This is a genomic window from Chloracidobacterium sp. (assembly GCA_015075585.1).
In the GTDB taxonomy this organism is placed as follows: domain Bacteria; phylum Acidobacteriota; class Blastocatellia; order Pyrinomonadales; family Pyrinomonadaceae; genus OLB17.
On record JABTUB010000001.1, the window covers coordinates 1,227,460 to 1,241,010 of the forward strand.

Here is a 13,551-nt window from a genome sequence, read left to right on the forward strand (position 1 = left end):
AATGGGTGAATGTACGTTATCAGCATCTTTCGACCGCCCTTTGTTCTTTAGGAAATCATTTGGCGACGCACTCTTGCGTTCGCTTGAATACGTCGGCTTTAAGGCCAGAAGCCACAATGCAGTCAATGCCTGTGAGCTTGTAAACAGGGTACTCAGCGAGCAAAAGAAATATGCTCTTTTTCGGGAGCTGTTTCCGAAAGAGTGGAAGAACTCGAAGACAAGTCTTTATCGAGCCGGCCGCTTCACTCATTACAGCGAACGGGCTTGTGAGCTTTTCGAACTTGTTCACGAGCATTGTTTTCCGCTGCTTGATTATTGGAATGACGATTCTGAGGCGGAGTTCGAATGCTTTGCCATAATGCCTCTTAACTTTGACCTCTGCTGTGAGGATATTGACCTGGAGAGCATGAGAGTTAGTTATGTGGCGGGTTTGATCTTCTATTATCACGAAACGGATATATGGGATTTTCTCTTTCAGAAATACGGTTTATCAATGGGTGAGTTTGTTCCGATCATAAACAGACCTCATCCGAATGTGTGGAAAGCAAGACAGGGCCGCAAAACAAAACCGTTGAGCATGTTGTTTCGGCTGATAGATCATTCAACGGGAAATCCGTGGCTCGACCACACCTATTGCGAATACGCGGAAATGTTTGAATGGGACAAGAAAACCATCGAAGGACTGACCCGGGATTATCACGATGCCGGAAATTATTTCAAGAATCTTGAGCAGCTTGATATACGCATGGACGCTGATCCAAAGGGATTTGTCTCGGAGCTGATCAGTTTCTGGAATAACGGACGTATCGACGGTTTGCAAGAGGCTCAGAACTGAGATATGAACGGACTTCCGCATATTCCTGCCGATGCCTCGGCCGCATTGTACTTTCTTCCCGGGCAATACCTTTTTGCAAATTTTCAGGAAGGTGCGACGGCAATAAAAGCACTCTCAACGGCTCAGGTAGCCAGAGCTTTTAAGGATGTGAATACCGATACCGGCTGGCTTGGCCGTTATGTATTGAGATATCGGGAGGCTCCCGAGGGAAACTCGATATTGTCTTACGAACCGGCTTCAGTAAGGAAAATATTCGTTGTGTCAGGCAGCGGAGAGATCGAGGAACTAAAAGTACCACTCCCGACCTTGATCCTTCTCAGCAAAGGTAAAGATCACTATCTATGGGCGGCCGCCGCTTCCAGTGTATCGCCAAAAACAAAACTTGCTGTTGCACCACTTCCCAATATAGGTTCGGGAAAGATCTGCTTTGGCAGGAATGACGTGCCGGAAACTCATGCGTCAACACTGAATACCGTCTGGAAGCTGATCTTCGAAACGCCGTTCAATCATGATCATGCAAATAACAGATGTAATTCTCAGCCCGATGACATTCGCGTACTGCTTAGAAAAATAGCGGCTGACAAATTGCGGAAGTTTCCAAGATCCGAGTTGATAACATCGACCAGCACAGTCGAAGACGCTTGGGAAACACTTGCCGAAAGGCGTAGATATGACTCCAGATTTTGACATTATAAACTATCAAGTTTGCACAGGAGCGATTCCGAGGGTTCCCAAGTTTGTTGGCCATCGGATCGCCGATCAAAGATGTGAAACGGTCGAAGCGATTATGTATGAATATTTGCTTGCCGGAAACGGATTGCTGCTTAGGGCCGCACGTGAAGAATTTACGGCCTCATTGCCGATCGCTTATCGCGAAGTCAAAGGATTGCCTGAAACATTCGTGGGACTAAAGTGGCATCGCCCTCGAATTACGTCAGCGATCTGGGAAGATATCCTCAGGCATGCACGGAATTCTCATACAGCCATGGATTTCAAGGAAAACGTCTATCTCATCTATTGGGATAAGGTCCGGTCAATGTGGCGATGGCGGGCCGCAGGGAGAAACAATTCTTGGGCGGCCACCATTGCCGATGACCAACTGCCGGAATATGCGGACGCGTGCATCGAACTTCACACTCATCCACCCGGAGCTTTGAATTTCAGCGGCGCAGACGACATAGACGAATCGGGAAAGTTCAGAATATTTGGAATCCTTGTCGATGTTCACGACAAACCAAAGATACGTTTCCGGTGTGGGATATACGATCAGTTTGTTCAGATACCGGCGTCGTGGATAAGCGTCCTTCCCAAAGGAATTGTTGATCTCAACGAAGTAGAATCCCTTCTCCAAATGATGTTGTAATGCAGATCGATCTTAGCTTTTCTCAGGCAGCCATTGTGCTGCCGAGAGAATACAGTGCGCTTAAATTCATTCTTGTTGGTGCCGGTGGAACGGGTTCTTTTGCTGCTCCCGCCATCGCAAGGCTCATATTCGAGCTGAAGCAAAATCAAAACAAGCCGATCGAAATGCTGATCGTTGACCCTGATGTCGTCGAGAGCGGGAACATACCGCGAAGCAACTTCTGCGCAGCCGAGATCGGCAGATACAAGGCCCAGACTCTTGCAGAAAGGATCACGCTGGCTTGGGGAATGGAAATCGAGTATTCGTATGAAGCGTTTGATGCGGAAAAGCACCTGCGTCGGTCAATGCGAGATTATCGCAGCCTCACAGTAATTGTCGGATGCGTTGATAATCATCACGCGCGGCGTGATATTCACGGCGCTATCGACGAGTTCAAAACGTACGGCGCATCGGATGCGCCCGGTATTTGGTGGATAGATTCCGGAAACGGCAGAACGTCGGGTCAGGTTCTTCTCGGTTCAAACACAAGAAAGCTTAAGCCTCAGCAGCACTTTGCAGGGACAAGCATCTGCCGCTCTCTCCCGGCCCCGTCGCTTGTGCATCCAGATCTTCTTGAACCTGAGACAAAAGCAACTCTTGAAACGAACGAAGATCTTTCCTGTCCGGACCGCGTAAGGCTCGGAGAACAAAGTCTCAACATTAATCAGCGTGTCGCAGTCGAGATAGGTGAAATGCTGTCCGCAATGTTCCTGACAAGATCGCTTAAGCGATTTGCAACTTACTTTGATCTCGAAAGCGGCACATCTCGGTCCCTCTATTGCACACAAGAACAAATTGAGATGTCTTTTAAGAGCAACAATCCAAAACTGAAGGACGGGAAGTTGGGGCCAAAGTTATGAATTAATGGGGCACTTAGGGCAAAGCGTGACTGTTTCAGCATCAGCAACATGCTTCCAGCCTTTATTAATCGCTTTTCGGGCCGTTGAGCCAGCCCACAACGAGTTGTTGTCCACAGGTCGGTTTTCTTGGAGTGGAAATTCTACACCACACTTTGAACATACGATACCACCCAAAAACAATATAGCAGTATAGAGGGCAAACTCGGCGGGAGGCATATCTTCGATTGAAATCCTCGACAGAAGAAATATCTCGAAAGCGTTAATAACGTAAGAAACTTCTTTGAATTCGGAGTAATCGGCACCTGAGTACACTCCGTAAAATGATGGCAAAATGGAGACTGAAAACATTGGGCCAGTGACAGTTTTCATGACTGGGATCGGCGAGACGGTTGGGATACTGGGTGCCGTAACTGCAAGCAGAAAATCAGCATCTGCGTTTGGAGGTCCAAGTAGCTCGATATTCCATTCAGCTAAAGATGTCTGGTTTGGTTCAACTCGAAGGGGAGTATTCGGAATAAGAAAGCCTTGAGCAATCGCTATTTCACTTAGTTTGTTAGCAAGATTTATGTGCTCATTCGTTTCCTTATTTGTCCCTATTAAGGTTGCAAACATATCGTTTCATATTCTCGCGCTGGTAAATATCACAAGCAAATAGGCTAATGTCAAAACTTCTGACACATCAACTTCAGAACCTACTACCAAAGTTTCGGACTCAGGAATTCGTAAAAGACCCTGTCGTTTACGGAATCTTCTTCTTTCCAGGAAGCAGCTGGACGTGGTTTGTTACCGAAGGACAGCAGGAAGCAAACGATTTCATTTTCTTCGGATACGTTATCGGTTTTGAATCCGAATGGGGATATTTCACCTTGAGCGAACTCGAAGAACTCGACATTCACGGCCTCAAGATCGAAAGAGTACAGGATTTCATCCCAACCCCGATAAGCGAGCTGAAAAAACAGGCGGCGGGCATGTGAGTGTCTATGGAAGCTCAAACTTACAATTCAGGTCTTGGTGATCAAGTCATGGAAATTCCTCCAAAATCGCTTGTGAGTTCTGTTCTGGCGAACATCTTTGGACAAAATGGCCACACGAAAACTGACGAGATATTTGATCCTCCAAATGAAGAGGAAGGCTCATCACCAACTGATTTAGCCCGTGATATTCTCAGCCGATTCGAGTCGAAGAAAGAAAAGGCTGCTGTGGAGCTTGGGATCGGCGTAAACGAAGTTGAATCTCTGCCATTCGATCTTTCGACGCTTGAAAGTGAAGGCATATTCATGAATATCGACTGCCGGGGGTTCGGATCTCTTGTCCGACAGCTTGAGTGGAAAACGCTTGGTGTGAAGCTGCCAGAGAATGCAGCGGTCCATGTCAGTCCGCCTCGTGCCGGATTGCTGCCGGACGTTTACCGTAACAAGCTGATGCGCGGTGCGGCTCGGGCACATCAGGCGCTAACACGATACGGGTTCAGATTCACACTCTGCGAAACCGTCTGGGGAACAAGCGAATATAAATGGATACCTTGGACAGCATTCGAGCAGTTCGAACAGGCCTATCTAAAGGCGTGCGAGACCTTGGCCAAAGCAAAGGCCGAAGTACTTGAGGATTATGATGAGATCCTTGGAATACTCCAGGACAGTTTCTACACGCTTGCGAGGGATTCGGCCGACCGTTTCGAAGCGACCAGTGACGAGTCATTTGATAGAGAGGAATTCGTGAATGCGGTAGCTGCTCAGGCGATTGGGATGGTTCCGACGCGCGAGATGATCCGCGACGGACTTACTATCACGATGAAGCCAAAAGTGCTCGTTCTTGGCTCCGAGATGATCGCCGAACAGAACCTGCGAAAAACTCTTTCACTCGAAACCGCAAAGGTCGATGCGGAGCGTGTTTCGCTTGAACTGGAAATGGACTCGAAACGTCGGGTCGAGCAGATAAAGGTGACTCAAGTCGAAGAAGAAATCCGTCAGGAACGAGAAGTAAAGGAACGCATTCGCAATATGAAAATCGAGGCGGCACGACGCGAGGCTGAAGAAGCGGTGTCGCCGATCAAGGAAGGGCTTTCGCAACTGACCGCGAAGATCTTCGAGGCCGCCAGCGAGATGTCGGAAAAGCTTAAGGGGGCAAACTTTGTTTCCGGTTCGCTTGCCAAACGGGCAAGGCAGATGTGCCAATGGTATCAATTGATGAATTTCACAGGCGATACATCGCTCGAAGACGTGCTAGACAAACTCCAAAATGCCGCGGGTCGTGAAGTAAAACAGCGAACAACTCAAGAGATGCAGTCTGCTCTCAGTGACCTGATCAGGCTGACTTCTGTCCAGTCCAAGAAACTCTTGGATGAAGACAGGCTATCGGCTCTTGAATTGTAAGGAATCAACATAATGGCAAGTTTTGATCTTAGTAATTATATTCCGGTACATACTCGCATCGTTGAGTTTTACACGAAGTATCCCGATGGTCGCATTGTCACGGAACTCGTCCGCCTGAACGAGGACAGCGGATTTGTGTGTATCAAGGCAAGCGTTTTCCGCGAGCGTGATGATGCAGAGCCAAGCGCGACCGGACACGCGTTTGAGATACGCGGGCAAGGGTATGTGAACGCGACATCGCACATCGAGAACGGCGAGACCAGTGCGGTAGGCCGCGCACTCGCGAACCTTGGCTTCGCGATCGAGAACGGTATAGCTTCCCGTGAAGAGATGCAAAAGGTTCAGCGGATGACCAACGCAAATGGAAATCCAAACGGAAATACGAACTCCACAAACCATCAGAACGGACGCCCGCAATTAGTGCAGTCCGTCTCGTAAATCCCCAAAACAAATGACGCAGCTAGAAACCGATGCGGACAGCATCGGCACATTCCTAAACGAGCTTGACATCAGGATACGGGCAAGATATCCGCTTATCGCGATCAACACCTACGAGGAAGATCGGGTAAAAGACGCACTTCTTGATCTCGTCTTTCAGGAGAGGCACAAGGAAAAGCCGCTTTTCTTCTGGAGCCGTCCTAGTGGACTGCAAAGGATCGTCGATCCAAAGGAGGGGCTGCTTCAGACCACGACGCCGGTTCTTGACACGGAGGATCCCGAAAGTGTCCTCGGATACATAAGCGAGCAGAAAACGGGTATCTTTCTGCTTTGCGACTATGCGCCGTACATCTCTCCGTTCGGACAGGAAGATGCTTTGCTGGTTCGGCGGCTTCGGGAGATCGCATGGAAACTAAAATCTACCAAAGCTACTGTCCTGTTTGTCGGGCCGAACTTTCCCGAGTTGAAAACGCTCGAAAAGGAAGTCACACAGATCGAGCTTGAACTTCCAAAAGAAGGAGAGATCGAAGATTCTATCGAACTCCAACTCGACAACCTCAGATCGAACGGGCTTGATATCAGCCTTACGAAAGACACACAGGACGCTCTGCTTCAATCGCTACTGGGACTGACCGCAGGCGAGATCAGCAACGTGATCGCCAAAGCTGTCATCAGCTGCAACGGCCTAAATCAGGAGTCGATCAATGTAATTCTGGAAGAGAAAAAGAACGTGATTCGCGGCAGCGGTTCGCTGACATACGTTCATCCGGAACCAGCAAGCAGTCTTGGCGGCTACAAGACCCTAAGGGCAATACTCGAACGAGCGGCTTACACATTCAGTCCCCGAGCCAAAGCCAGGCATGTCGAACCTTGCAAGGGGATTCTGCTTGTAGGCCTGCCCGGCTGCGGCAAAGACCTCTGTAAGCGTGTGGCATCGAGCATTACCAATCGTGCTCTGCTTGACCTGGATTTTGGCTCGATCATGGGCGAAGGCGGCGGTGTGATTGGTTCATCGGCGATGTCGATCAAAAGAGCATTGTCGATCGCGGGAACGATCAAGGGAATCCTCGGAATAAGCGAGTTCGAGAAAGCTGTTTCCGGCATGAAGTCCTCAAACAAGACAGACGGCGGAGAAACCGCGAGAACGATCTCGTATCTCCTCAACTGGATGCAGGACAACAAAGATGTGCTCGTCTTCGCTACTGCCAACGATGTTCGAGAACTCGAATCAGAACAGTTCAGAATCGGCAGGTTCTCGTATATCCACTTTGTCGATCTTCCGGGGAATGAAGACCGAGAGGAGATATTCAAGGTTCATTTGCGAAAACGGCATCTTAATCCCGAAAGGTTTGATATCAACAAGCTGGTTGAACAAAGTAACGACTTCTCAGGTTCGGAGATAGAGGAAACGGTAAAGGACGGAGTCCTCGAAGCGTTTATTGACGGCGACCGCGAAGCCGAGACTCGCGACATTCTCAAAGCTGCCGAAAAGCTCACTCCGACAGCGCAAATGATGAGTGAGAAGATCGAAGAGATCCGCAAGTGGGCAAGAAACAACATTAAGGGAGTTTCCGCTAAACCTGAAGGCTCCCAGCATACGGGACAACACTCCAACCGCATTTACGAATTCTAGACACGAGGCTTTATGAGCAAATACATGACATTCGATTCGCAAGCCTTTGCCAACGCTGATCTTCTGATCGATGCACTTTCCGATCTTGGTTTTACCAATGTTACTCGCGGACAAGATCTTGTTCTCGAAGGCTGGGACAGACGCGATAAACGTACGGCCGACATCGTTATTCGCCGTTCGTGTGTGAAAGACAAGCGGCTTTTGGGTGACATTGGTTTCCAAAGAACGGCATCGGGATATGTCACCGTCATCGATGACATGGATCTCAACTACAAACTTGGACGTGACTGGATGACCAAACTGCAAACAAGCTATCACGAAGCCGCCGCTCGAAAAATGGCTAAGAAACTCGGCGGCTCTCTCACCCGTGAGTTGATCGGCAAGACCGTTAAGATCCGAATCAAGTTCTAGCCAAAAGGAGGCTCTATGCCCGAAATCGAATTCACTATCGACACCGATACCGGAAAATGCGACACCGAGATAAAAGGTGTTAAAGGGCCGGCTTGCGAAAAGACTGCACAGCAGTTGAAACAGGTTCTTGGAAGTCCTTCAAAGGACACGAAAACCAAAGAGTATTACGTAAAACCGCAGCAGAGGCGGCGAATCGAGGCAAAATGAAGAATGCGGTCACATTTATCGTTGAACCCGACACCGGAAAGGTAACGGTCGAAGTCTCAGGTGTTTCAAATAGAACTGTCCGACAACTTGAGACCGATATTGGAACCGGAAAGTCTGTTAACTGCGGACGACCTGTTCAAACGGCATTTACGAAGCCGTCTCCTGAATCATCTCGAGACGACGCATTTTCGATCTGGCTCTATGGTCTCTACCACAACTCCGTTGTGGACGGCCCCGGCAGGCGAAGCGTTATACGCGTGGCCGGATGCTCTCTGCGGTGCCCCGGCTGCTATGTTCCAGAAACGCACAATCGCGAGAACGGATCCCTTGTTCCGATATCGTCAATTGTCAAAGAGATCGTTGCCAATCGTTCACAACACGACGGAGTGACAATTCTGGGTGGTGAACCGTTCGACCAAGCGGGGTCAGTTGCCGAACTTGTTTCACGGCTCAACAGACTCGGCTTACACATCACCGTTTATACCGGCAACACCATTGACACTTTGATCAGCCGAAAAGACAAGAGCGTGGACTACATCCTCACTCATATCGATCTCCTGATCGACGGTCCGTTTATCCGGAAGCTGAAAGAAGAGGCAGGGGAATACAAAGGCTCGCGAAATCAACGTGTCATCTCACTTCGCCGAAATAGTTAGGATTCGTTCCAGAGATTCATACTGTTTCGTGAACTTTGCGGGATTACTGTCTTTCAGGTGCCGAAGATTTTGTAGCTTCCATTGAACGGCCGGGTATTTTTGGAAATCGTATTTATCCCATATTGGATCCAAGCCATTTATACTCAAAAGAAACTCGTGATCCTCATTCGTCAATCTTTGGTGTATCGAGTCCACCAATTTCGCTCGAGTGTTTTCAAAGTCCTCGTAGGTAAACACCTCGCTGCTCATTCCAATGAAGTGATTTTCCAATGTGGCCTGCTGGTCCAGAAAGGTGGGTTGGATCACCTCATGTAATGGTCGATCGCTGGATATCAATGAAAGGAGGAATCCGGTTTTAACCTCATCAGAAAACCCTTCGCGTTCGAGTAAATACTTCACATCAAAGAGATCTCTTGGATGCTGCCGATCAAGGGCAGCACATATCTTGCCGCCGTAAATTTGACCAAAGGGTGACACTTGGATTACACAAAAAGCTTCAAATTCTTCCTGAGCTTTTTCACACAATGTCATCTCAGTCGGTTCGGAAATCGTTCCCCTAGCAACCAAGTTGACCTCGATCTTTATTCCAAAACCGGATTTCGAGATGAGCAGTTTTCCGGCCTCGCTTCTGTCGGAAATTCTTACATTCTTGAGAACAGTTTCTATATTCCGTTTCACCCTTCCCAAAGCTGCCGTAATGTTCGACATTGTAGTAGCTCGATCTTCAATCGGGACGTAGGTAAGATCGATGTCAACGGAAAGACGCGGCATATCCCTGATGAAAAGATTGATCGCGGTGCCACCGTGAAGTGCGAAACACTTTTCTTTGGCTACTTCCGGAAGCACGTTCAACAGCAGTGAGACCTGATTTCTATAGGTTGCTTTTTCCACTTTCTTCGAATTCCTTCGGAACTGTTATCTGATATTTCTTCATAAATATCCCGTTTTTTACTATGCTGCGTTTTCCTCTGCCAAGATCAACGTTCTTGAGGTCCAAATATTCCACCCAGCCGTGTCCGCATTTTTCTGCCAAATATAGGAACAGGCGCTTTACCTTTATTGACCGACATTTCTCCAGCAATATCTGTACCTGATCCGGTCGCAGATTATTCAATCCTTCCATTAGTTCGTAACATTCCATTAGATCCTGTTTGTCAGGCGCGAGGTACAGGCATTCCATCAAGGCTCGGGCCGCGCCAGATACCTTTATTGAAAAGGTCCTGAAGTCGATGTCAGTCATGCCGACATCAGGAGGCAGGAATGAAGATGGATGGAAATCGATCTTGACACCCCAGTTATGTTCTCGGAACCATGTCGGCAATTTTTCGCCCTGGTTCCCAAACAGAGTGACTTTTTTGGAGTCCATTTCGAGATAGTGGGCTTTTCCGGCCAGAGATAATGCTGTTCGCCCCCCCGGATGCACCGTCAATCCGGTTTGCGCTTGCAGAGCGTATATAGCGCCTTCATAACCAACCTGATCACCGGCGCGTATCATCGCCCCGGTTCCTATCGAAACAAGCCAATTGCTTTGCCGATACTTCTTTTGAAGGTGGCCGCTATATCCTTGATCGGTAAGCCACTTAGCTTGAAATACAATTCCACTAGGCTGCGAAGTTAGTAGGCGGTGTATTTTGCTTGTATTTATGGCACTCACAGTTCCAGTATTACAGATATAATGAACTATTAGCAATGATTAGTTTAGATTCAATGAAATAACCGCACCATAAGTACCATTAAACGAATGATATTAAACCGTTTTGATTGAGAATCGCCACTTGAAAATTGCAACTTCAGCAAAACTGGCTAAAATAAAGTATAAACAAGAACTTAGGCCGCTCGAGAATAGTATTCATGACATCCTTCCATTCAAAATATTATGCCCATGACATTACGAAACACGTGTCATCGGACAGCATTGAAAAGCTCGGCAATTCGCTTTTCAATGCCTCGGTGGATTTGAATCCCCATCAGTTGGATGCCGCACTTTTCGCGTTTCGTTCCCCTTTGTCAAGAGGTGCAATACTAGCTGACGAAGTAGGACTTGGAAAAACGATCGAGGCCGGGATTATCATCAGCCAGCTTTGGGCCGAACGGAAGCGGCGAATTCTGGTTATTTGTCCATCAACATTGCGTAAACAATGGGCTCAGGAACTATCTGAAAAATTTTATATTTCGTCTGTCGTCTTTGATACTCGGGAGTTCAACGCACGCATCAAGATGGGAGTCGCTAACCCATTGGAGCCGCAAAATGAAATAGCAATTTGTTCTTACAATTTTGTGCAGGGCAAAGAACAGGAGTTCTTAAAAACACGGTGGGATCTTGTTGTAGTCGATGAAGCGCACCGACTTCGTAATGTTTACAAGAAAGGAAACAAGATTGCATCGGCGATCAAACGCGCCTTCGATGACCGACCAAAGGTATTACTAACGGCTACGCCCCTTCAGAACAGCCTTCTTGAACTATATGGATTAGTCAGCTTTCTCGATGAACACATGTTCGGTGATGTTCAGGTGTTTCGCGAACGTTATATGCGCGGGACGCTTCATCAGCGCGAGTTGGGCGAGCTTCGACAACGATTAAGACCCATTTGCCAGCGCACATTGCGGCGTCAGGTAGTTGAGTACGTAAGGTTCACAAATCGCATTCCGATCACACAGGATTTTACCCCTTCAGTTGAAGAGCAAAAATTGTACGATCAGGTTTCTGCCTATTTACAAAGGGAAAAACTACACGCCTTGCCGGCAAGCCAGCGGCAACTAATGACGCTGATCCTCAGAAAGCTGCTTGCTTCTTCAACCTTCGCCATTGCGGGAACGCTTGATGCTTTAGCCCAGCGATTAAGGCAAGCGGGTAGTAAACCAGAACAAGTAGAACAAGCAATTGAGGACGATTTCGAATACTACGACGAGATCGCGGACGAATGGAAAGAGTCTGAGGAAGAGACGATCAGCGATGAGAAAGAAGCCGAGAAGCAAGATATTCTGGATGAACTTTCCGAAATTTCAGAGTACGGAAAACTCGCTTCATCGATCCAGCAAAACGCAAAAGGTACCGCCCTTTTGATGGCGCTTCAAAAGGGGTTTGAAAAACTTGATGAGCTCGGTGCAAACCGAAAAGCAGTGATCTTCACCGAATCTCGACGAACTCAGGAGTACCTCGTCCGATTACTTAATGAAAGCGGCTATGCCGGAAAAGTCGCTTTGATGAATGGAAGCAACGCTGACAAAGGATCCGCGGAAATTTATAAAGCCTGGGTTGAACGGCACAAGGGCGAGCCTATCGTATCAGGAAGCAAGCCAATCGACATCCGAGCGGCCATTGTCGAAAACTTTCGGGAAGAAGCCGAAATACTTGTCGCTACTGAAGCTGCTGCCGAAGGCGTAAACCTGCAGTTTTGCTCGCTGGTCGTGAATTACGATCTACCGTGGAACCCGCAGCGAATCGAACAACGAATAGGCCGCTGTCATCGATACGGACAAAAACACGATGTCGTTGTTATCAACTTCCTCAATCGCGGTAATGCGGCGGATGAACGAGTGTTCGACCTGTTGTCCGAGAAGTTCCAGTTGTTTGACGGCGTTTTTGGATCGTCAGACGAGATTCTTGGAGCATTGGAATCCGGAGTTGATTTTGAAAAGCGCATAGCCGAGATATATCAGAATTGTCGAACGACTGAAGAGATCGAGGAAGGATTCAATCGTCTTCAAACCGAGCTGGAAGAGCAGATCGTTTCAAGAATGTCTGATACGCGACGCGATCTCCTTGAGAATTTCGATCCTGAGGTTCACGAAAGGTTGCGGATGAGCCGTGAAGAGGGAGAGAAAGTTCTAAACCGGCTTGAAAAAATGTTCTGGAACCTGACCCGGATTGAGCTAAATAATTTGCTCAATAACGGAACCCATTTTGATGACCGGAACTACGAATTCACGATCCCGGACTGTCAAATCGATGACGAGCACATTCCTGGCGGCAGATATCGGTTCCTGAAATATCTCGAAGGAGCGGAGCATGTTCATGGATACAGTCTCAACAATAAACTGGCTGAAAAGTTAGTACAGATTGCAAAGAACCGTGAATTGAAACCCTCCGAGATCGTTTTTGATTACTCCGGGTTAGGTGAAAAACTTGGCCTCGTTGACGAACAGGTCGGAAACTCGGGGTGGCTTTGTGCCGAACGTCTTAAGGTAGAAGCTCTCGAAGAGGAAGACCATATTCTATTTGCGATCCTGGATGACTCGGGGAATGAACTCCTTCCAGATTTTGCCGCGAAGTTGTTTCTGGTCGGAGGTGAAATCAAATCTGAGAGGACTGTTGACGAAGAAACTTCAAAAAGACTGTCGAACGTGATGGAACGTGCCAAAAACATTTCCGCACAAGAAATTGCGCAGAGAAACGCGAAGTACTTCGATGACGAGATGGAGAAGATCGACCGTTGGGCCGACGACAGGAAATACGCTCTTGAAATGGAGCTTAAAGACCTTGACGCCCGGATCAAACAAGTGAAACGAGACGCAAAAGTCGAACCTGATCTACAGAGTAAACTTGAGCTTCACAAGCAGTTAAAGGAAGCGGAATCTGAACGGTCAAAAAAACGTCGTGAGCTTTACGAGGCCCAGGATGACATTGACGAACAAAAAGATAACCTGATCTCGACTGTCGAGGCGAGACTTGAACAGAAGATAACGCACGAGCAACTCTTTTGTATCCGATGGAGCGTTGTTTAATAGCTAAGGAGA

At 48.0% G+C, this 13,551-nt stretch carries 15 protein-coding genes; 12 read left to right on the forward strand and 3 right to left on the reverse strand.

Translation table 11 applies throughout. The features are described from left to right. Position 1 precedes the first annotated feature (1 nt). Genes HS105_05585 through HS105_05600 form a run of 4 tightly spaced genes read left to right on the forward strand, consistent with a single transcriptional unit; the run spans position 2 to position 3,097 of the window. Entirely contained in the window at positions 2-835 is an 834-nt protein-coding gene (locus HS105_05585) for a hypothetical protein (protein ID MBE7516065.1), read from the forward strand. A gap of 3 nt (positions 836-838) precedes the next feature. After that, entirely contained in the window at positions 839-1,522 is a 684-nt protein-coding gene (locus HS105_05590) for a hypothetical protein (GenBank protein ID MBE7516066.1), read from the forward strand. Next, positions 1,506-2,198 carry a hypothetical protein gene (locus HS105_05595; GenBank protein MBE7516067.1) on the forward strand — a complete coding sequence of 231 codons (693 nt, stop codon included), beginning with the start codon at positions 1,506-1,508 and terminating at the stop codon, positions 2,196-2,198. The genes HS105_05590 and HS105_05595 overlap by 17 nt, the downstream gene beginning before the upstream one ends. Continuing rightward, entirely contained in the window at positions 2,198-3,097 is a 900-nt protein-coding gene (locus HS105_05600; protein MBE7516068.1) for a ThiF family adenylyltransferase, read from the forward strand. Before HS105_05595 ends, HS105_05600 begins: the two co-directional genes overlap by 1 nt. On the opposite strand, the gene HS105_05605 is transcribed toward HS105_05600, so the two are convergent. Then, positions 3,092-3,709 (reverse strand): hypothetical protein, encoded by a 618-nt coding sequence (locus HS105_05605; protein MBE7516069.1) that lies wholly within the window; start codon positions 3,707-3,709, stop codon positions 3,092-3,094. The genes HS105_05600 and HS105_05605 overlap by 6 nt on opposite strands. A 47-nt stretch (positions 3,710-3,756) precedes the next feature. Between HS105_05605 and HS105_05610 the strand changes: the two genes are divergently transcribed. From HS105_05610 to HS105_05640, 7 genes are read left to right on the forward strand one after another with little or no spacing between them, the layout of a single operon-like run. Further along, complete coding sequence (locus HS105_05610) at positions 3,757-4,071, forward strand: DUF2958 domain-containing protein (GenBank protein ID MBE7516070.1); 315 nt, start codon at positions 3,757-3,759, stop codon at positions 4,069-4,071. A gap of 48 nt (positions 4,072-4,119) precedes the next feature. Beyond that, entirely contained in the window at positions 4,120-5,469 is a 1,350-nt protein-coding gene (locus HS105_05615) for a hypothetical protein (GenBank protein MBE7516071.1), read from the forward strand. Positions 5,470-5,481: 12 nt separating this feature from the next. Then, positions 5,482-5,907, forward strand: coding sequence for a hypothetical protein (locus HS105_05620; GenBank protein MBE7516072.1), 426 nt, complete (start codon positions 5,482-5,484; stop codon positions 5,905-5,907). 13 nt (positions 5,908-5,920) lie between these two features. Then, positions 5,921-7,540: an AAA family ATPase gene (locus HS105_05625; GenBank protein MBE7516073.1), complete on the forward strand. Its 1,620-nt coding sequence runs from the start codon at positions 5,921-5,923 to the stop codon at positions 7,538-7,540. Positions 7,541-7,552: 12 nt separating this feature from the next. After that, positions 7,553-7,951 (forward strand): DUF1257 domain-containing protein, encoded by a 399-nt coding sequence (locus tag HS105_05630; GenBank protein MBE7516074.1) that lies wholly within the window; start codon positions 7,553-7,555, stop codon positions 7,949-7,951. Between the two features lie 15 nt (positions 7,952-7,966). Continuing rightward, entirely contained in the window at positions 7,967-8,158 is a 192-nt protein-coding gene (locus tag HS105_05635) for a DUF2997 domain-containing protein (GenBank protein ID MBE7516075.1), read from the forward strand. Next, on the forward strand, positions 8,155-8,814 hold the full coding sequence (locus HS105_05640) for a radical SAM protein (GenBank protein ID MBE7516076.1): 660 nt from the start codon (positions 8,155-8,157) through the stop codon (positions 8,812-8,814). Before HS105_05635 ends, HS105_05640 begins: the two co-directional genes overlap by 4 nt. Here the strand turns inward: HS105_05640 and HS105_05645 are convergent. Both HS105_05645 and HS105_05650 read right to left on the reverse strand, forming a co-directional pair. Beyond that, positions 8,794-9,705 carry a nucleotidyl transferase AbiEii/AbiGii toxin family protein gene (locus HS105_05645; GenBank protein ID MBE7516077.1) on the reverse strand — a complete coding sequence of 304 codons (912 nt, stop codon included), beginning with the start codon at positions 9,703-9,705 and terminating at the stop codon, positions 8,794-8,796. The genes HS105_05640 and HS105_05645 overlap by 21 nt on opposite strands. Further along, complete coding sequence (locus HS105_05650; GenBank protein ID MBE7516078.1) at positions 9,686-10,468, reverse strand: type IV toxin-antitoxin system AbiEi family antitoxin; 783 nt, start codon at positions 10,466-10,468, stop codon at positions 9,686-9,688. The genes HS105_05645 and HS105_05650 overlap by 20 nt, the downstream gene beginning before the upstream one ends. A 197-nt stretch (positions 10,469-10,665) precedes the next feature. Between HS105_05650 and HS105_05655 the strand changes: the two genes are divergently transcribed. After that, complete coding sequence (locus tag HS105_05655; protein ID MBE7516079.1) at positions 10,666-13,539, forward strand: DEAD/DEAH box helicase family protein; 2,874 nt, start codon at positions 10,666-10,668, stop codon at positions 13,537-13,539. Positions 13,540-13,551: the final 12 nt, after the last annotated feature.